18 protein-coding genes are annotated in these 20,586 nt (G+C 36.1%); 8 read left to right on the forward strand and 10 right to left on the reverse strand.

Features of this window, described 5'->3' with window-relative positions:
- The first annotated feature begins 32 nt into the window (after positions 1-32).
- Positions 33-2,786 (forward strand): putative LPS assembly protein LptD, encoded by a 2,754-nt coding sequence (locus K9M53_RS06800; RefSeq protein ID WP_224018874.1) that lies wholly within the window; start codon positions 33-35, stop codon positions 2,784-2,786.
- A 14-nt stretch (positions 2,787-2,800) separates the two neighbouring features.
- Here the strand turns inward: K9M53_RS06800 and K9M53_RS06805 are convergent, their stop codons facing one another.
- The 3 genes from K9M53_RS06805 to K9M53_RS06815 form a co-directional block, all read right to left on the reverse strand.
- A complete protein-coding gene (locus K9M53_RS06805) occupies positions 2,801-3,754 on the reverse strand; it encodes an SGNH/GDSL hydrolase family protein (RefSeq protein ID WP_224018875.1) in 954 nt (317 codons plus the stop codon).
- Positions 3,754-4,989: an MBOAT family O-acyltransferase gene (locus tag K9M53_RS06810; RefSeq protein WP_224018876.1), complete on the reverse strand. Its 1,236-nt coding sequence runs from the start codon at positions 4,987-4,989 to the stop codon at positions 3,754-3,756. The genes K9M53_RS06805 and K9M53_RS06810 overlap by 1 nt, the downstream gene beginning before the upstream one ends.
- Before the next feature lie 187 nt (positions 4,990-5,176).
- Positions 5,177-6,172, reverse strand: coding sequence for an ion channel (locus K9M53_RS06815; RefSeq protein WP_224018877.1), 996 nt, complete (start codon positions 6,170-6,172; stop codon positions 5,177-5,179).
- A gap of 57 nt (positions 6,173-6,229) precedes the next feature.
- Here K9M53_RS06815 and K9M53_RS06820 point away from each other — a divergent pair, with 57 nt between their 5' ends.
- On the forward strand, positions 6,230-6,757 hold the full coding sequence (locus tag K9M53_RS06820) for a hypothetical protein (protein ID WP_224018878.1): 528 nt from the start codon (positions 6,230-6,232) through the stop codon (positions 6,755-6,757).
- Positions 6,744-7,565 (forward strand): hypothetical protein, encoded by an 822-nt coding sequence (locus tag K9M53_RS06825; protein ID WP_224018879.1) that lies wholly within the window; start codon positions 6,744-6,746, stop codon positions 7,563-7,565. Before K9M53_RS06820 ends, K9M53_RS06825 begins: the two co-directional genes overlap by 14 nt.
- Here the strand turns inward: K9M53_RS06825 and K9M53_RS06830 are convergent.
- Genes K9M53_RS06830 through pelA form a run of 3 tightly spaced genes read right to left on the reverse strand, consistent with a single transcriptional unit; the run spans position 7,562 to position 10,690 of the window.
- Positions 7,562-8,911, reverse strand: coding sequence for a lipopolysaccharide biosynthesis protein (locus K9M53_RS06830; protein ID WP_224018880.1), 1,350 nt, complete (start codon positions 8,909-8,911; stop codon positions 7,562-7,564). The two genes, K9M53_RS06825 and K9M53_RS06830, sit on opposite strands and share 4 nt — an antisense overlap.
- 40 nt (positions 8,912-8,951) lie before the next feature.
- The gene (locus tag K9M53_RS06835; RefSeq protein ID WP_224018881.1) at positions 8,952-9,482 is read right to left on the reverse strand and encodes an acyltransferase; all 531 of its coding nucleotides are present in this window, start codon (positions 9,480-9,482) and stop codon (positions 8,952-8,954) included.
- 23 nt (positions 9,483-9,505) lie between these two features.
- Positions 9,506-10,690: a pectate lyase gene (pelA, locus tag K9M53_RS06840; protein WP_224018882.1), complete on the reverse strand. Its 1,185-nt coding sequence runs from the start codon at positions 10,688-10,690 to the stop codon at positions 9,506-9,508.
- A 126-nt stretch (positions 10,691-10,816) separates the two neighbouring features.
- Between pelA and K9M53_RS06845 the strand changes: the two genes are divergently transcribed.
- Both K9M53_RS06845 and holA read left to right on the forward strand, forming a co-directional pair.
- Entirely contained in the window at positions 10,817-12,319 is a 1,503-nt protein-coding gene (locus K9M53_RS06845; RefSeq protein ID WP_224018883.1) for a glycoside hydrolase family 28 protein, read from the forward strand.
- A 143-nt stretch (positions 12,320-12,462) separates the two neighbouring features.
- Positions 12,463-13,467, forward strand: a complete 1,005-nt coding sequence (gene holA / locus K9M53_RS06850) for a DNA polymerase III subunit delta (RefSeq protein ID WP_224018884.1) — start codon at positions 12,463-12,465, stop codon at positions 13,465-13,467.
- Here holA and K9M53_RS06855 read toward each other — a convergent pair.
- Positions 13,464-14,405, reverse strand: coding sequence for a bifunctional riboflavin kinase/FAD synthetase (locus K9M53_RS06855; protein ID WP_224018885.1), 942 nt, complete (start codon positions 14,403-14,405; stop codon positions 13,464-13,466). The two genes, holA and K9M53_RS06855, sit on opposite strands and share 4 nt — an antisense overlap.
- A 157-nt stretch (positions 14,406-14,562) precedes the next feature.
- Between K9M53_RS06855 and K9M53_RS06860 the strand changes: the two genes are divergently transcribed.
- Positions 14,563-15,732: an AIR synthase-related protein gene (locus tag K9M53_RS06860; RefSeq protein ID WP_224018886.1), complete on the forward strand. Its 1,170-nt coding sequence runs from the start codon at positions 14,563-14,565 to the stop codon at positions 15,730-15,732.
- Here the strand turns inward: K9M53_RS06860 and K9M53_RS06865 are convergent.
- A complete protein-coding gene (locus K9M53_RS06865) occupies positions 15,726-17,027 on the reverse strand; it encodes a hypothetical protein (RefSeq protein ID WP_224018887.1) in 1,302 nt (433 codons plus the stop codon). The genes K9M53_RS06860 and K9M53_RS06865 overlap by 7 nt on opposite strands.
- 208 nt (positions 17,028-17,235) lie before the next feature.
- Here K9M53_RS06865 and K9M53_RS06870 point away from each other — a divergent pair, with 208 nt between their 5' ends.
- Positions 17,236-17,925 carry a cell division ATP-binding protein FtsE gene (locus K9M53_RS06870; RefSeq protein WP_224018888.1) on the forward strand — a complete coding sequence of 230 codons (690 nt, stop codon included), beginning with the start codon at positions 17,236-17,238 and terminating at the stop codon, positions 17,923-17,925.
- On the opposite strand, the gene K9M53_RS06875 is transcribed toward K9M53_RS06870, so the two are convergent.
- Positions 17,906-19,033 (reverse strand): glycosyltransferase, encoded by a 1,128-nt coding sequence (locus K9M53_RS06875; protein ID WP_224018889.1) that lies wholly within the window; start codon positions 19,031-19,033, stop codon positions 17,906-17,908. The two genes, K9M53_RS06870 and K9M53_RS06875, sit on opposite strands and share 20 nt — an antisense overlap.
- Positions 19,033-20,124 (reverse strand): glycosyltransferase, encoded by a 1,092-nt coding sequence (locus tag K9M53_RS06880; protein ID WP_224018890.1) that lies wholly within the window; start codon positions 20,122-20,124, stop codon positions 19,033-19,035. The genes K9M53_RS06875 and K9M53_RS06880 overlap by 1 nt, the downstream gene beginning before the upstream one ends.
- A 122-nt stretch (positions 20,125-20,246) precedes the next feature.
- Between K9M53_RS06880 and rpsO the strand changes: the two genes are divergently transcribed.
- Positions 20,247-20,519 carry a 30S ribosomal protein S15 gene (rpsO, locus tag K9M53_RS06885; protein WP_224018891.1) on the forward strand — a complete coding sequence of 91 codons (273 nt, stop codon included), beginning with the start codon at positions 20,247-20,249 and terminating at the stop codon, positions 20,517-20,519.
- The last annotated feature ends 67 nt before the right edge of the window (positions 20,520-20,586 follow it).

Raw genomic sequence — 20,586 nt, forward strand, 5'->3', positions numbered from 1 at the left:
GGCTATTATGATTATTTTTGCCGCCAACTGCCATGAATAACGTTTACAAAGGTAAGGCAAAATACATATTAGCTTTTGTGCTTTCGCTTCTGTTATTTACAGTGGCGATGAAAGGCGGCAATGGGCATTTTATTCTTGCAGGTAATATCGTTATTGTTGATTCGCCACCGCCGGGTCCTATCGATTCTTCTTCCTTTATTCCTGTTCAAAAGTCTGATTCTTTAACGCAAAATGATAGCACCAAAGTTTCTTTTGGTAAAAAATTAACAGATACTTTGGTTCCCAAGATAGATACGTTTACAATAAAAGGATCTAAGGATTCACTGGATGCACCGGTTACCTATCATGCTGATGATTCAATGGTGCTGGATGTGCCAGCACAAAGAATACGCTTGTATGGCAAAGGCTCTAAAGCTAAATACCAGGATAATGAACTAACGGCGCCGGGTATCGAGTTTGATCAAAAGAACCACCTGGTTTCTGCTACGATACAAAGAGACAGCACCGGTAAATTAATCGGTGTACCTCTTTTTGTACAGGGCGATTTTAAATCAAGAAGCGACACGATCAAATTTAATATGAAAACAGGAAAGGGGTTAACCAGTAGTACCTACACCCAGCAAGGAGAGATATTTGTTCATGGAGAGAAAATAAAGAAGATCAGCCCGGATGTTTTTTATGCGTATAAAGGAACATTCACCACTTGTAATTTAGATACACCTCACTTTGGCTTTGTTAGTAAAAAAATAAAGTTCATTAATAAAAAAATGGCAATAACCGGACCCGTACATCCTGAAATAGAAGGTGTGCCATTACCTATCTATTTGCCTTTCGGGATATTCCCGATGGTGCAGGGGAGGCATTCCGGCTTGATAGCGCCTACTTTTATATCGGATCAAACACAAGGTATAGCCATGCAAGGTTTAGGTTACTACAAAGTGTTAAGCGATAATTGGGATATTGTGTTCAGGGGAACATTATATTCTTACGGAGGATGGATGTTGAATGTAGCGCCTAACTATTATAAACGCTATCATTATCGGGGTAATTTTTCATTGGATCTGAATACGCTTAAATCTAATTTTCAAGGAGATCCCGATTATAGGATAAGCCATTTGTTCCATATCAGATGGTCGCATATGATGGACAGCAAAGCAAGACCCGGCGTGAATTTTTCTGCTAATGTAGATGCAGGCAGCAGTGGATTTAACCAATCTGTTCCGGGTAATATAGGATTGAATTATACCAACCAGTTGAGCTCGTCTATACAATTTTCCAAAGTATGGAAAGACAAGCCTTTCAGTTTGTCGTTAACTGCCAGTCATAATCAAAACTCTACCAACAAACAATTTAGTGTGACCTTGCCTGCAGCCACGTTTGTAGTAACTACTGTTTATCCGTTTAGAAGAAAAGAAGCTGTCGGGACGTTGAAATGGTATGAGAATATAGGCGTAGGTTTAAATACTGAAGCAAGAAGCCAAACCGCTTTCAGCGATGATTCATTATTAACCAGAACATTAAGTGTAAGTAAACAAATATCCAAGAATTTTCAGTGGGGAGCATCGCATAACGTTCCTATTTCCTTGTCGTTGCCGCCTGTGGGTGTTTTGCAGCTAGCCCCCAGCGTTAGTTATTCAGAAAGATGGTACCAACAAAAGTTGATACGCAATTGGGATGAAGATGCCAATAAATTAGATACTACAATTCAAAAAGGATTTTATTCAGCCCGTAGTATGTCATTCGGACTTAGTGTATCCACAAGAATATTTGGTATGATGGCGTTTGGCAAAAATTCAAAGATCCAGGCAATACGTCATGAGATCCGCCCTTCTATAAGCATCAGCTATACCCCTGACATGAATAGCCGTTTCTATTACAATACACAAGTAGATAGTGCAGGCCATACGCAACGTTATTCTGTTTTTGACGGCAGCTTGTATGGTCCATTTGGCAGCGGCAGGTTTGGAGGCTTGAATTTTAGTGTTGACAACAATATTCAAATGAAGGTGCGCAATAAAAAAGACACCAGTGCGAATGGCGTGAAAAAAATAAGTTTATTGGATGGATTGAGCCTGAGCGGCAGTTATAATTTCCTGGTTGATTCTTTTCAGTTCAGCACATTTGCAATAAGCGCCCGTACCAATCTTTTTAACAAAGTAAACTTTACGGCTTCGGGGCAACTAGACCCTTATCAAATTGATTCAACAGGTAGAAGAATAAATACGCTGGTTTGGAAACAACATTTGCTTACATTAGGTAGGTTAATGACAGGAAATATTTCCTTATCCAGCTCTTTTAAAGGCGGCGAAAATAAAGTAACACCGGGCAATTCACCTGTTACCCAACCGGTAAATTATAATCCTGCATCCGGCATGCCTTTATCGGAATACGAAACGGAGATGGCATACATTAATAATAACCCTGCCATGTTTACGGATTTTAGTATTCCATGGTCGGTTAATTTATCCTACTCTTTAAATTTTTCAAGAACATTTAATATTACAGAACAGGATTTTCAGACACTGATCAGCCAAAACGTTAACATTGGCGGAACCCTGGGATTGTCTCCCAAATGGCAATTAGGATTTAACGGCTATTATAATATTACGACGGCGCAATTAGGCGGAGTATCATTATCTCTTTCAAGAGATATGCACTGCTGGCAAATGGCGATCACCATTTCTCCCATATCGCCCAACCGTTATTTCACTTTTACCATCAACCCAAAATCGGGAATGTTGCGTGATCTGAAGATCAATCGTTCGAGGTATTTCTACGATCTGTAGTTTACAATCTGTAGTTATTGTTTAAAGATCAGTTCATTAATTTCTTCTCCCATCTTTTTAGAAAGTATTGATGCGCCTGTTTCATTTAAATGGGCGTGATCGAAGAACATATCAGTTTTAAAAAGCGACATGGTATCAAATCTTATATAAGGGATATTGAATTTGGCTGAAAGCTGAGTGCCTGTTTTAATGGCTATTTCTTTTTTAATTTTTTCGGTTTCAAAGATGGAATCTTTAATAGGAGGATAAAACAAAAGCACTTTTGTTCCTTTTTGCAAGAATGATGTTATTATGTTTTCCATATTAGCAACCTGCGCAAGATTTATCTTAAAATCTTTATTCTTACCATCATCAATTACAATGGCATGATCTTTAAAATTGAGTGGATTCAGAGAAGTAAATCCACGGTACGAATATTTACCATATGCAGACCCTGATGCATTCAGGTCTGATCTAAAAATGGTCATTCTGTTGTAGTCATCAAAAAAACTGTATTTGGTAAAAGGAAGGAGTTTAATAAGGGCAGTGTTGTAATGCATCTTTTTCATAGCATCGGTAACAGTAGGGCTTTTTAAATAATACAACAAGCCAAACATTGCTTCAAAGGCATCTGTACTGTCTATAGAATATTCATCTAAATTAATCGCTACTATTTTAGGAGCAGGATGGTTCTCAAGATACCAGTTAGCAAAAAGTGCCGTTACTCTTGGATCTGCACCTGCAATTCCAAAATTGAAAGAGCTAAGCTTTGTACAGGAATCTACATAGTAAGGATCTATTCCAAATTGTACACGGGAATCACCAAAGAATAACAGATCGTAGTCAGGTGTTGAATTGGCACAGGCATCTCCTTTATCAAAAAAAACTCTTTGCCAGTTTTCTTTAAAGCGATGATCAAAATATGTTCCGCATACCCAGGCAATGAGTAAACTTGAAAGTAATGTTATTAAAAGTCGTTGCCTGTACATTAGAATTGAAAATAAATAAAGGATATTTTATGAAATACTCCCCAAAAAATAATGAGGAAGCAATTTATATTCATGAATATGATGTCTGCTACAAAATATTTATTAAAAGAATTTAAAGTTAAAGACGAAAATCGTTCAACGCCGAAAACATACCCACAAACAAGTGCAATGAGAATGATCGTATTCAACCCATAATTGGTTAAAGCACCGCGGAGAGAAAAGTTACTGAAATGTAATGCGCTTGTTATTACCTCTATTGCATTGTGGAATGAGGAAGCCCTGAAAAATATCCATGCAAATAGAACTACTAAAATGGTCAAAAACCAACCTATGATCTTCGGGAATATTCTCTTGCTTATATATCTCTCATACAAATTGAACAGAACAGCATAGCTGCCATGCAACGATCCCCATATAATGAAATTCCAACCAGCGCCATGCCACAAGCCGCTTAAAATAAAAGTGCATAATGTGTTGACGTTTTTCTTTAGTTCTCCTTTTCTATTTCCGCCCAGCGGGATATAAACATAATCTCTAAACCAGCTGGATAAGGACACATGCCAACGATGCCAAAATTCTTTGATGTTCTTAGAAAAATAAGGTCGTTTAAAATTAATGCAGAGATCAATGCCCATGCATTTGGCACAACCAATGGCTATGTCAGAATAGCCTGAAAAGTCAGCATAAATTTGAATAGCAAAGAAAATAACAGCCAGCCATGTGGCACCGCAATTTGCGTTTAATGGATGATTAAAAACATTGTCAACAAAACCTGATAGCCTATCTGCTAAAACAACTTTTTTTACAAAGCCCCAAAGCATCAGGCGGATGCCTTCGTGTAAATTTTGCCAGTTGAATTTATGTGCGGTAAAAAATTGTGGCAGCAAATGTTGTGGACGTTCGATAGGACCTGCTACTAATTGCGGGTAGAATAGTACATACAATGAAAAGTATCCTAAATGTTTTACTGCCTTTTGATTGCCTCGATATACTTCTATGGTGTAGCTAAGTGATTGAAATGTATGAAACGATAATCCAAGCGGTAAAATAATTTTAAATAAAATAAAATTGCTGCCAATGGCGGTGTTGATATTCTCAATAAAAAAATTAGAATATTTAAAGAAGAACAATAAGCCCAGGTTGGAAAAAATGCTTACTAACAGCCATTTCTTTTTTCGTTGGTTTTTTTCTATTTGAAGGGCAGAAAAAAAGTCAATTAAAATAATGCCAAACAAAATAAAGATAAAGGCCGGGATAAAGAAACAATAAAATATACAGCTTGCTATTAACAATGTGATCCACCTGTAACTAAATGGAGTAAGATAATACAGCAAGGTTACCAGCGGAAAGAAAAGTAAAAATTCAAATGAGTTAAAAAGCATATAGTTGTAACAAATATAGGGACTGTACGAGATTTGCTGTTTATGCATTCGCTACGTTCCCATTCTCTACAAAAGCATAGCTGATATCAACAGTGCTGTATGCATTTAGCTTTGCAAGGTCTAACGTGGTTTTGCTGTTGGCTTTATTACGATGATACATCATGGAGAATTTTGCGCCTATCACTAACTCCTTAAATGTATATGAAGTGCGGCCAACTACCGTATTACTAAACATGTCATCAAATGCTTTCAGATAAACAATCACTTCGCCATTGGCATTTTTAAAATCATCGATAGAGAATTTGTAAAAAGGACTTGTTTCGGTAATATGATGTACAATCGTCCAGCTTAATGTAAGCGCATTTACTTTGTCATATTCTAAGTCTAAAGGGAAAAATTCATTTTTTTGAACTCCATTATCATCCACAATTAGTGCTGCGGTAACTTTTGCTTCTGCATCTATTAACGTCGTGTTTTTATAAGGAGCTACCCGCAACATTAACGCAACGCCTCCTTTATAAGGCGCTAATAACATATTGGGACTAAAACGCAGATAGGCTTTTGGTTTGGAAAATCGTCCATAAAATAGACCGGTTGCAATGGCAAAGGATAATAAGCCGAGTAATGCTTCCAGGGAAGAGACAGCACTTGTAAAAAATCCATTAGGACTTACGTGCCCGTAACCAACTGTTGTAAATGTTTGTGCGCTGAAAAAATAGGCTTCACCAAACTTTCCCAATGTAGTAGGAGCTGTAATGCCAACAAGGTTTTCAATACCTGTAAGGAAGTAAATGCCTGCAAAAATGAAATTTACAACAATGTAAAATAACAAAATAATGGTAAAGAATTTCCATCTCGGTAATTGTAACATCGTGTGATACCAGCTGATGCTTTCTAAAAAACTTACTCCTTTTTTTTCTATATTGGGAGTGCCATCTTTGGTTACAAACCTGCCGCCATAGCTATCGGCATTTACGCCAAAACCACTATTGATTTCTGTTTTAGCCTTTCTGTTTATATTGCGTAATAATGCCATGTTGTTATCTTTTGGTAATTTAAAATTACAGCTCATTTTTCATTAAAAAAGCACCATATGTTTATAAAGGATCTTTGGAAGTTTAGCAGGGTGGGTGCAGCTATTTTTATTCTTTATATTTTTTTCTGGTTCTTTATCAATTATAAGCAAGGCGCTACGGCTACTCCTGTTACCCGGTACAGCATGTTTTCAAAGAGTATGTCTTTAAAAGATACCTTATCGGTGCTTGAATTATATGTAAACAATAAGCGGCTTGATCTTACAAAATATTCTTTGGCAGAAAGAGATCTTATGCAAACATGTTTAGCAGGTTATTTGGTAGAAAAGAACAGCAATGAGGAGGTTTACTATTCTATCAAAAATGTATTTAATAAAGCCGGCATAGGAAGCTTGATGAAAAAGGAAATGTATAGCAATGCTATTACTGCAAAAGAGTTTGAGCAATGGTATAAAAAAATGATCTCAAAAATTGTAGGATACCCTGTTGATGTGGTGACTGTATATTACCAGGCATATTTATGGAAGAGCAATAGCCTGCAACCTGTAGCAGACCCTGTTAAAATTAATTTAGATGCTGACAGATAAACATATCCGGCAATTTGCCCGCTTTTATCTTTTGTTTTTTTTGCTGTACTACGTGTGTAACTGGTATAACGGACTTTTGTTTTCTTCTATTCAACCTGTTTTTTTCTTTAATAACCTGGATATAGTTCATAATGGTTTAATGCTCTCAGATCTCCAGCATCGATTATTGGGAAATAATTATTGGTGTATCACTTTTGATATTATTTATTTGTTGCTGCCTTTTTTGTTAGTGATGGCAATTGAAAGAAACAGCAAGTATAAAATAGGACTTGCTTATTTTACTGCGCTGTTTAATCTGGTGTATGGTGTTTTCTTTTCATCCATTTCATTGATAAGTGTAGAAGTGTATGTAAGCTGGACAATGATCCCATTACTGTTTGCTGTGAAAACAAAACAAGGTTTCTATTATTTTTTGCATTGCGAACGATTGATCGTGGCATTAATGATGGCATCTGCAGGCATTTGGAAAATAATAGAAGGAGGGTTATTCAGCATGGAAACGTTTAGCTGTAACCTGTTAGGTAATCACGCTGTCTTTCTAATTCAAAATAATGATTACTGGTTTACAGGTTTAATTTATTGGTTAGTTCAACATCGGGTATTAACTTATTTGCTTTATTTAGCGGGCGCTGTCATTGAACTTTTATTTATAATTGCATTTTTTACAAAACGCTATGATCGTTTCTTAATAGTAATCTTTTGCTTATTCTTTTTAGGCGATCTGTTTTTAATGCGAATAAATTATTTTACTTCCTGGGCAGTGTTAGCATTGCTTTTCTACTATTCAAGATATTCAGTAAGTGATTAAGGCTGCCTTTCTTTTTTTATGTAATAATAGAGTAGGAGGATGATCAGCTTAATAGTTACAACTACTCCTCCGATTGCGTACCACCATACATGCAATTGCTTAAGCAGCACATAGGCGATAGCTGTTATTAAAACAGATGCAACCATAATACTTATCAGCTTTAATAGCGGAAAAAAATCGGTTATTTTTTGCCGAAGGATCTTAGCCGTCTCCCATAAATAATAAAATGCCTGTGTGTAAGTGGATAGAACAAACGCCAATGCCAGTCCTGGTAATTTGAATAAAGGGTACAGCACACACATAAGTACCAATGCCACAGTCAAGTCAAGAATAGACCCTTTTACAATTATATTGTTTTTGTGTTGTGACTGCAATAATGCGGTGTAATTAGTAATACGTACGGGGATAATAAAAATACTTACTAAAAACACCGGTATGGCATCTGCGTATTTGTTGCTGAAAATAAAAGTGAAAAACTCGGTATGATAAAATAATAAAAAACAGAATGACGGAAACGTAATAGCAGCCAGCAATAAAGAAGAGCTGTTAAATAGTGCTTTTATTTTTTTTGTATCCTCTGTTCCGGTCTTAGCCATTTCTACCAACATAATATTGCCTACAGCGCCCAGCATTAATGCAAATACAGGAATTTCGTAAGAGCCATTAAAATACAACGCAAACCGGGTGACCGAGATCAATAAAAGTATTATCCATTTATCGACCCATTTGAATATAATTCCTAAAACATCATTTATGCCTAAAAAGAACCATTGACTGGTAACCGGTATTGTCTTATCATCTTTTATTGATATTTTTTTGCGTGAATAACCTGCGAGGAGTATTAATGTTTTTACAATAAACAAAACAGCCAACCCGATCAATAACAACTGCAAAGAATAAGTATGTTGTAGTATAAAAATGTGCCAGCCTAAATAACCTATATTAAAAATGATATTGGTTAGCAAGACCAATTTTTCTTTTTCTTTTTTAATAACGATGGTCTCCGTAATGATAGAAAAATTCTGGACAATTATTAAGCCTATCAACAACCATCTTTCTATATGAGAAAATTGATTTGATAAAAAAAGCAGGTAAATGAAAGGAATGATATTGAGTAAAACAATGGCTGCAACAAATCGATTCCTGTTATTGATGATCCAATGTTTAATACTTTGTAACGGAACTGATAAGAGCAAGGATGGGAGTCCAAATAGTCCAATAACGCTTATAACATTTGTATATAGCCAAACAGATTGATAATTCCCATAATCAATGATCGATAATTGCCTGGAGTAAATATAAATAACAGCGATCTGTGCAATTAGTTTTACAAGTAAACTAAGCAACAGAAGCAATGAGCGTTTTGCAAATTGCTTTACAGAAAATTCAGCTATTATATTTTGTTCGGGCAAATTGCTCACAGGCTGTTTTATCCAGTTGATTAATTATTTGAGCAGGATTACCGGCAATTACACAATAGCCTTCCGGAAAACTTTTTGTAACCACAGCGCCGGCGCCTACAATGGTAAAATCTCCTAAATGCACCTCGGGTAATATTACAGCATTCATGCCTATCCAACAAAACCTGCCAATGTAAATAGGCTTTGCTTTATCGGTTATCGAGTTATCAATTAAATTATGATTGGCAGATATAATGCCGACATTCGGAGCAAGGTTTGTATAGTCATCAATAGTTACTCCGTTGGATGCTTCAATATAATTGCCAGGTGAATCTCCGGGGTAAACATTTTTTCCTCTTGTGATGTTTTCTGGGTGATAAATGGTAGAAGTGTGATGCACCATCCAGGATACCTTGCTGTTCTGTCTTAAAATATATTTATGGAGAAAGCCGGCGATATAAAAATTCAAGCCAACGTCGGTGCGTAACCTAAATATTTTTTGAATAAGTTTTTTCACATTATAAAGATATTACAGAACGTTTAATTCTTCTGCAATACATTATTTTCCGGAGCCCATTTCTGTTGCCATTTTTTATATTTATCCAAAACCAGTTGTGGGTCATAAGTATACCAGGTATAACCATCCCGGCGCTCTCTTTCTACTTCTGCCAGTGTATAAACAGGTTTTCCATCACGATTGCAAAAGAGCGGCTTTTGTGATCCGATCTCGTAATAGCGTGCCCAGATGGGCGGTGCTGTGGAATCAGCTATCACAATCTTATCCGTTTTAGATAGGCGGTATTTGAATTTCACCGGTTCTGCAGCAATTGTTTTTTCCCGAATGCCTAAAATTTTGGAATCATTAAACCATTTTACTGAGGACTGTACAGCATGAATTGTTCTTTCATCAGGATTATCAATGCTCATTAAAAATAGAACTACCGGCACACTTTCCCTGTTGCAAATACTTGGCGGTTCAAATTTTCTTGCCCATGCCGGCGTTAGCTTTACTTCATCGTATTGCTGGCACCAGGCAGTAGCCGATCCATTTACCACGATCTGCGTTTTAAAGATACAATCCAATCCTCTTTTATATGCTTCAGCTGCTTGTGCTTTTCTTGCCGCATCAACAAAAGAATATTGCGGACGACTATCTAAAATGTCTTTCAATACGTTCATGATGCCCGTCATTACATCATCATTATAGGTTATCTCTCTGCTGTAATTTTTCTGCAACGGATAGAATTGTGGCCAGCCGCCGTTCTCATATTGCGATGCTAAAATATAATCGATCCCTTTTAAGCAGGCGTCTTTATAGCGTCCATCTTTTATAACATAATATACTCTTGCCAGGCAAGCTACGTGAGAGTGTGTAGTGCTGTTATCAAAAGTGGTATTGGTATCAGTTTTGGCAGCGAGCAACTTTTGTTTTTCTTGCTCGGTTAAAATGGCTCGCATATCATAGTTCTTGGGCCACCCGCCGTTGTTTTTTTGATATAAAAGAATGTTATCAGCGATCTCTTTTATTTGTGTAGCTGCATATCTTGGTTGGTTGGGAACTGCGTTAATGATATTTTCATCATCAAAAATATCATACCAGTGATGAGCACTGTTTTGAAAAGAAGCGGTATCAATGGTATAAAAAGATTTAATGTACGCATCATTCTGTGCAAAGGAATACAATGAAAAGAACAGGAAGATGATTGGCAATAAATGTTTTTTCATCAGCAAGCGTTTTATGCAAGTTAAACGTTTAACACACATTTCTGTCCATGAGTTACGACAACGTTTGCACTGTTTACTTTTGGAAACATTGTCTTATTTTCTATTTTTATTCGATAATAATTTTATATGAAGCTATTTGCCAAACGATCTCTTGTTATTGTGATAACTACTTTTACTGTTGCTGTTGTAAATGCACAGGTAAAAAACATCGCTTATTATATTTCCAAAGCACCGTTTACGATGCCGCAGGTAACAGCGCCTACATTTGCTGATAAAACATTTTCAATAACTGATTATGGTGCAGTAGCAGATGATAAAACATTAAATACGGCTGCTTTTGCAAAAGCGATAGAGGCCTGTACCAACGCAGGTGGGGGTAAAGTATTGGTGCCAGCAGGGACATGGATAACCGGACCTATCGAATTAAAAAGTAATGTAGACCTTCATTTAGAAAAAGGCGCATTGGTGCAATTCACAAGCGATCATAAGCAATATCCTATGATCAAGCTTGGAGGTGGAAATAATATTTCGCCACAACCCCCTTTATATGCTTACAAGGCAACGAATATTGCATTAACAGGACAAGGAATATTTGATGGAGCAGGCGATACCTGGCGCCCGGTGAAAAAAAGTAAAGCGCCTGCAGAAGTATGGCAAGCGTTGCCCAAAACAGGTGTAATAAGCAGTGATGGGAAAATATGGTGGCCGAGTGGAGAAGCAATGGCTGGAGAAGTAGTGGTTGATCGTTTAAAAGATAATACCAATGCTACTCCTGATGATTATATCACTGCAAGAGATTTTCTTCGTCCGTATATGCTGCAGCTTATCTCTTGTGAGAATATACTAATAGACGGTGTTGCATTACGTAATTCGCCAAAATTCGTTTTGTATCCTAATAAATGCACCAACCTGATCATCAGTAACGCTACAATTTTTAATGATTGGTGGGCACAAAACGGAGATGGTATGGATATCAGCGCCTGTAAAAATGTAGTAGTATATAAAACTACCGTTAGCGCCGGTGATGATGGTATTTGCATGAAAAGCAGTAATTATAAGGACAGCACTCCTCAATTGCAAAATATAATTGTTGCCGGTTGCACTGTGTTACGTGCGCATGGAGGATTTGTAATTGGCAGTAATACCGACGGACAAATGAAAAATATTTATGTAGCAGATTGTAAGTTCATTGGTTCTGATATTGGCGTACGGGTAAAAAGTAATTATGGTCGAGGCGGATTGGTAACAAATGTTTACGTAGATAATATTACGATGTCTGCTATTCCTGAAGAAGCAATATTATTTACTACCGATTATGAAGATGTGGTAGCGGGCAAAAGCGCTAAAGGCGTTTCAGCTACGGATAAAGCACCGGAGTTTGCTAATTTTCATTTCAGTAATATTCGTTGTACGCAAGCTAATACCGCTATTTCAATTAAAGGCCTGCCGGATGTGCCTGCGCATGACATCTATTTTGATAATGTAGATATCACCGCTAAGAATGGCTTCTCATCCACCGATGCAAAAAATATTTTCCTGAACAATGTTTTGATTAATGGTGATAAACCGGAGTTTTCTACCAAACGCACTTCTAATGTTGTATTGGATGGAAAGGTGATTGTGAAATAATTTTTTTAACAAGCCTTAGTGCTATTATTAAACATCGTTGTGCTACTTTCTTGTACGCCTACCATTGTTGAATAAGTCTGCATTGTAAAATATTCGAGCTATTCGATTTAATTCGTGCAATCCCTTTGTATTTTTGACACCTCATGTCAGCAGAAAAGATCATTAACGACTGGAAAAAGAAATTATACAAGCCTTTGTATTGGCTGGAAGGAGAAGAAGATTATTATATAGACCAGGTAATGAGTTATGCAGAGCATAACATTTTGCCGGAAAGCGAAGCCAGCTTTAATCTATCTGTATTTTATGGGAAAGATGCTGATTGGAGTGCAGTTGTAAATGCCTGTATGCGTTATCCCATGTTTGCAGAGAAGCAAGTAGTGTTGTTGAAAGAAGCGCAACAAATGCGGGAGATCGATAAGCTGGAATCGTACTTTGAAAATCCTTTGCCATCTACCATTTTCGTAGCAAGTTTTAAAGAAGGTAAATTAGATAAGCGGAAAAAAGTTTATAAAACCATTCAAAAGAATGGAGAGATTTTTACTTCTGAAAAGATCCGCGATTATAAATTGCCTGATTGGATAACTGAAACCGTTCAATCAAAAGGATATGCGATTTCATCTAAAGCGGTAATGTTATTGGCAGAACATATCGGTAATGATCTAAGCCGCATTATTAATGAAGTAGAGAAAGTAACGGTCAATCTTGGAAAACGAAAAGAGATAACCGATGATGATATTGAAAATTATGTTGGTGTAAGTAAAGAATACAATGCATTTGAATTACAGGATGCGTTGAGTAAAAAAGATCTTCAAAAAGCCATACGCATTATTCAATACTTTGAAGGCAATCCCAAAGCAGCGCCGATACAGTTGATATTGCCTGCGTTGTATGGCTATTTCAGTAAGCTGCACGCTATCTTTGGTATGGCAGATAAAAGCGAAGCCGGCATAAAGCCTTTATTCTACAATAATCCATTTGCTGCTAAACAGGCATTGGAAACATTGAGGATATACGGTTATAACGGGGTAGAACAAACGCTTTTATTATTACATGAATATAATTTGCGCAGCATCGGTATTAATGATACAGGAACAGAAGATGCTTCTTTATTAAAAGAGTTAGTGGTGAAGATAATGAGTAATGCTTAATGCAAGGCTTTCAAGGAATTCTCTTTATCCTTTGCCAATTGAGCTTTTAGCGCATCCAATCCTGCAAACTTTTCTTCATTACGAAGATGTTTCTTAATAGTGATCGTTAAAGTTTTTCCATAAATATCTTTATCAAAATCAAAAATATTTACTTCAATTGTTCTCTTGCTTCCATCAACAGTAGGGCGAACACCAATATTCATCATGCCCTTCAAATTTGGAATTTGGAATTTGCTATCTGAGGTTTGAATAGAAACAGCGTATACTCCATTACCGGGTATCAATTTATCCTCGTTCTCAATTTGAATATTAGCAGTTGGGTAGCCGATTGTTCTGCCTAGTTTATTTCCTTCTACAACTGTGCCACTGAAAAAATAAGAATAGCCTAAACAAGTATTGGCTGTATCAATATCGCCGCTTAATAAAGCATTTCTGATTTTGGTAGAGCTGATAGCAACTTCTTCTAATGTATGTGCAGGAATTTCTTTTACCGTATAGTTGAATTCAATTCCTTTTTCTTCCAGCAGTTTATAATTGCCAGTACGTCCTTTTCCAAAATGATGATCGTGACCAATAATGATAGAATGCGGATGAAAAGTCTTTATCAAAAAATCTTTAATGTATTCTTCGGCAGTCAGGTTGGCAAAATCTTCTGTAAAAGGCACCACCACCAAATGATCAATGCCGGAGCGTTCTAATAATTCAATTTTTTCATCCAATGTGTTCAATAAAAAAACTGGCGATTCTCCGGCCTTAATGATCTTTCTTGGATGCGGATGAAAGGTAATGATAACCGTTTCACCTTTTGCAGCAGCGGACTGGGCTCTCATCAATGCTATTATTTGTTGATGGCCCGTATGCACACCATCAAAAGTGCCGATAGTAATTACAGCGTTTTTAAAAACAGGTAAGTTGTGTATGTCGTTGTGAACAGTCATTTAAAACTGGTGCAAAACTAATTGATAATTTGCTAATGGATAATTGATAATTCATAAAGGATAATGGATATTTGCAAAATTGTACACCTTGAGCAATTGATGAATATGACGGACTGAATTAAATCGTCATTCGTAAATCATAAATCGTAATTTAAAAATGTCTTTATACAATCAACGGGGAGTTTCTGCACAGAAAGAAGAAGTACACGCTGCTACCAAACATTTAGACCAGGGATTGTTTCCTAATGCCTTTTGTAAAATTTACCCCGATTATTTAGGTAACGATGAAAACTTTGTGAACGTAATGCACGCAGATGGAGCAGGAACCAAAAGCATTTTGGCTTATTTATATTGGAAAGAAACGGGTGATATTTCTGTATGGAAGGGAATTGCACAGGATGCGATTGTAATGAACCTGGATGATCTATTGTGCGTGGGTATTTATGATAATATTGTTTTCAATTCAACCATTGATAGAAACAAACATTTAATTACTGGTGAAGTTTTGGAGCAAGTGATAAATGGTTCTCAGCAATTATTTGATGAGTTAAAAAAAGTTGGCGTAAATATTCATTATCTAGGTGGTGAAACAGCTGATGTCGGAGATGTAGTACGTACCGTTGCCGTAAACGGAACAATGACTTGCCGCTGGGAAAAAAGCAAGATCATCAGCAATGATAAAATAAAAGCAGGCGATGTAATTGTTGGTTTGGCAAGCTATGGACAAGCATCTTATGAAACCGAATATAACAGCGGATTAGGAAGCAATGGTTTGACTTCTGCAAGACACGATGTGCTAAATAAATTTTATGCGGATAATTTTAAAGAAAGCTACAACAATGCTTTAAACAATGACGTCGTTTATATCGGTAAATATAAAATGACCGATTCTTTCACTATTGACGATTCACAGCTTACCATCGGGAAATTATTATTAAGTCCTACACGCACATATGCGCCGGTGTTGAAACAATTGCTGGAAAATAATTTTGATAAGATACATGGATTGATACATTGCAGTGGCGGCGGACAAACCAAGTGCATGAAATATTTGCCAGGCAATTTTAAAATTGTAAAAGATAATTTGTTTCAAGCGCCTCCGATCTTTAAAATAATACAGGAATGCAGCGGCGCTTCTAATAAAGAAATGTACGAAGTGTTTAACATGGGATGCCGCCTGGAAATATATTGCAGTAAAGAAGATGCCGATACAATGATCAACGCAGCAAAAGCATTTAATATTGATGCGCAAATTATCGGCAGAGTAGAAGAGAGCGCTAAAAAAGAATTGGTAATTCAATTGCTAAACGAAGCCATTGTTTATTGATAATATCTTGCATTTAGATCAATATATTGAGATGTTAGTATATCAACATTTTTGCCATTATAATTTGCAGGTATCCATTTAGGTCCATCCATTATTAGTGCAAGACATTTTTTTGCAAAATCATCTTTTGGTAAAAAATGATCGTTAATAACAGAAGGAGTTCCATCTTCAGAAACCTTTATATTTAAAAAGCAGGCACGATCTTTTATCGGCATCGATAAATATTCTTTATCGTATTTCAGATTTCGACTTAAGTAAGCATTTAAAGCGTTAGCGCCTCCCGGAAATTGAGGATAGATGATTGGATTCATCGAGTCATCAGTAGTTGAAATTTTGGCAGAATTATTATCAGTCAAAACATATGAAATCCCATTAATGATAATTTCTTTTCCGGTAGAATCTATAATTTTTACATTGTCAAAAGTTATAACGCTTCCGGGCAGACAAACATCAATAAAATCTTTTGCAGGTGTTAATGAAGAACCAATAAGTGTGGTCGTGAAAACATTCATAAAACCCGTGCCCGAAAAATATACAACCGCACTTTTAAAAGTATACCCCTTCGGCAAATTTATTTGTGCTTGTTGTTTAAATAAGCTTACTTCTACATGAGTGCCTGTCAATCTTCCTATGCTCATTTCTGGCTCTGGGTTTAATTCATCTTTCAGACTGCGTTTAACTTTATAGTGATAGACAAATCGAGTCTTGTCATTATCTTTTTTATGGACAACCAACATTGCCTCCCCTGGTGTTACAGGTGTAATTTGAAATTGCCCCGGAACAGTTGACTCTTTAAATCCCCCGAACGTATTTAATAATGTGTAAGTAGAATCAATGCCTGTAGGCTGTACATAGTTCACTATTCCCGTATACAAAGGAGAATCGGTATTTATATCTATCAGCTTAACAGAAGTGTAAGCAACAGAGCTATTATTTTGTATACTTTTCTTTTCTTTTAATTTGGGCTCGGCTATAATACCCTTACTAACTGCTGATTCTTTATTTGTTTCGATGAATTGCTTCCGGGTTAAAAATATTATTACTCTATCGGTTGAACGTTGATAAAGGATTTGTTTTATTTTTTTATTTTCATATTGATTGATAAGGGGTGGCTGTTCTTCCCATTTTAATGAATCAATTAAATCTTGATTGGAGGTCGGATAAAATGTTACAGTGCCATAGCCTCCAAAAGAACCTTGCTGTATTTGAGCATTCAGCGAATAAACGCTTAAAATAAAACCAATAAAGCAACTGACTTTTCTATAAGAAAGCAGGTTGATCATTTTGTTTTTCATAAAAGAAAACGTGTTAGAAGGCAGCTAAAAATATATCTTTCCGTATTCTTTTTATAATATCGAAAGCTCAATTATTAACATTTTAACAAATTGGTGAGGAAATTAATTGTAGAACGATTTTACGAAAGAGTAAATTTGCTTAATACGAAAAATGAGTTGATGTAATTTATTATATTAATTCACGTAATAAAGAAAATAATAAACCAACATGTCGCAGGCAATTATAGAATTAAAAGGAGTAAATATTTATCAAAGCAATGCATTGATCTTAGGCGATGTAAATATTTCAGTTGATAAAGCTGAGTTTGTGTACCTGGTAGGAAAAACCGGAACAGGTAAAAGCAGCTTGTTACGTACTCTGTATGGCGATCTGCAATTGACAGAAGGTGAAGGTTGGGTTGTTGGTTATAATTTAAAAGAGTTGGACTGGAAAAAAGTTCCTTTCTTGAGACGCAACCTGGGCGTTGTTTTCCAGGACTTTCAATTGCTGACAGATAGAAACGTAAACGAGAATTTAAAATTCGTTTTAAAGGCGACAGGCTGGAAAGATGAAAAGTTGATGGACGAAAAAATTTCAGACGTTTTAGATAAAGTAGGATTGAAAACAAAAGGATTCAAAATGCCTTTTGAAATGAGCGGTGGTGAACAACAGCGTGTTGATATTGCACGTGCATTATTAAATTCTCCCCGATTAATATTGGCTGATGAACCTACCGGGAACCTGGATCCTGAAACAAGCGATGAAATCATGCAATTGCTGTTTCAAATTTCAAAAGACTATGGCACAGCGATCGTAATGGCTACACATGATTATATGGTGATAAGAAAATTCCCTGCACGTATGATCAAAACAGAACGTGGCAAAGTGTGGGACAATGCTACCATAGCCACTTTATAAGTTGTTGTGCATTTGCTTCGTTATTGTACAATGCTTGTAAAATACCTTGGCGCTGCTGAATTTCTTCTTCTGTAAAAGGTTGTTGGTATAATTGTTCTATCGCTGATTTGAATTCGTCTTTATCTTCTGCAATATGACAAGCATTTTCTAATCCTGAACCTTCAACTCCTGCAGTGTTTACCACGCAATGTCTTCCGTTAAACAATGCATTTATCAGCTTTAATTTTACACCGGTATTATTGAATGAGGGGAGAATATTTATCTGAGCTTTCCGGATGATATCCTGCATTTCTTTTTCAGTAGGATTGGCAACTAAGCAACAGTTGTTGTGCTGATTGATCTTGCAGCGTAATGCTTCTGATGGATCTTTACCTGCGATGATAAATGGAACTGTTTTATCTGTAAAAACATTTTGTAATAGCCATATCGCTGCTTTCTCATTTTCATTTACGGAAAGATTGCCGTGATATAAACAGTAACAACCTTTTCCTTCTTTGCCTACAGCTAATGAATAGGGCAAAAACACCGGCATGTATTGAATGTTGATGGCATGAAATAGATCCTGGTATAATTGTACATCGTGTTCGCTTACTGCAACAACAAAATATTTCTTTGCCAGCTTGTTTTCATATTTTTTAAGCAAACGACTTTCAAATTGAAAATATACTTTCTTTAATAAATTATGTTCATGTAACGAAAGACGATGATAATATTCGAACTCGGCATTGTGCAGACGTACAATGGTTTTTCGATTTTTTAATTTTCCTGCTTGTAAGTAGTAGGTAGTGTGAATGCCTTCAAATAAAATTGGGTAATTATCCTGCTGTAATCTTGACAGTAATTCTTTCGATTTTCGGGAACTAACAATAAAGGGCAAACGAAGTGATGCTGAGAAAATATTCCTGTGTCGCTTGTAATAATGAACTTTTTCGCAGTATTTATTTAACTCCGGTTGTTCAGTTCTGTTGGCATAAGTAAAACAATGAAGATGGATTTTAATGCCTGCTTTATGAAGTGCTTTTATCTTATAGAAAAGATCGATCACACCGCCAATATCAGCCGGAAAGGGAACGGTATGTGCTACAATATGTAAATGTTTATCCGGCATTATTTAACTGCAAACAATTGTTTATAGAATTCAAGCAATTTTTTTTCTTCTCCCTGCCAGTTTAAAACCTTTCTTGCTTCCATGCAATTTTGTTGAAGTCTTGTATATAGAACCTCGTTAGATAGTAAATTGTTCAGTTGCAATGCTAAATTTTCAGGACTCAGATCATTTACCAATACCGCAACCTCAAATTCATCATTGATTTCTTTATATACAGGGTAGTTCATCGAGAGCTGTGGAATACCGGCATGCAAATAATCAAAAAAACGATTTGCTAATGAATAATAGTTGCTCAAACCTGTGTCATCAAACAAGGTAATTCCAATGTATGCTTGTTGCGTAATTGATCTTAATTCATCCGGAGTAACTCTGCCTTTAAAAATTACTTTACTTTCTACATTATTGTCTTTGACCAATTGTTTTGTTTGCGCTAAAAAATTTCCATCGCCGCAAATGATCAGTTGGCTATTTACATTTTTCATAGCGGGAATCAAAGTCTCAAAACTTCTACCTTCATTAACAGCGCCCTGGTATAAAATAAATTTTTCTGTTTTAGGTGAGATGTTGATCTCCCTTAGCAAAGCAATATTGCGGATAACGCCATAATCAACAGCGTACATCTTTTTAAACTCATCAGCGATCGGTTGATTAACCGTATATCCATGTATAAAATTCGGTACGGTATATTTTTCAACCCTCTTCCAAAGCGTATAAATAGCAGGTCGGGTCGCAATTTCTTTCATTTCACAAAACAGTTCATGTGCATCGTACACCCGTTTTGTTTTTTTTATGTTAGATATAAAATAACAGGGAAGGATCGTATCCAGGTCAATTGCCACAATGCAATCCATCTTTTTAAATAATAAATAGAAAAACGACCGGATATTGTACTCTATATAGAAGAATTTGCCTTTTTCGAAGAAACAGTTGATCCTTTTTTGCTCAAAAGGCTGTTTAACGAGCGGAATAGAATTTTTCATTTTTCTGCCCACCAATTTCACCTCGTAGCCGGCAGCTGCCAGCGAAGTACAAATGCGTATCATTCGTTGGTCGTAACTGAGGTCGGTAGTGACAGTAAAATACAGCTTCATCGGCTGCAAAATAAGTCATAAAGGCATCTAAATTAATTTAAAGTGAAAAACTCGAAACTTTTCCTTACTTTTGCGGGCGAAAAAATAAAGAGATTTAATAAACACGTTATTAAGCAAAAAAGATGTCGCATTTAACTTTAGAAAAAAAAGCAAAAATTTTCCAGGATTTTGGTGGAAAAGCAGAAAACACAGGGTCTGTTGAAGGTCAAATTGCGTTATTAACTGAACGCATCAACCACATCTCCAACCACCTGAAAACAAATAAAAAAGATTTCTCCTCTCAACGTGGATTAATGATGATGGTAGGACAACGCAAGCGTTTACTTACTTACCTTAGCAAACACGATCTTACAGGCTACAGAGGTTTAATTGAAAAATTAGGTCTCCGCAAATAAAATTATCAATGCTTTAAATATTATAATTCCCAACTGCAAGAATCTGGTTGGGAATTATTTTTATTTG

The sequence above is a fragment of the Ferruginibacter albus genome (assembly GCF_020042285.1).
Classification (GTDB): Bacteria; Bacteroidota; Bacteroidia; order Chitinophagales; family Chitinophagaceae; genus Ferruginibacter; species Ferruginibacter albus.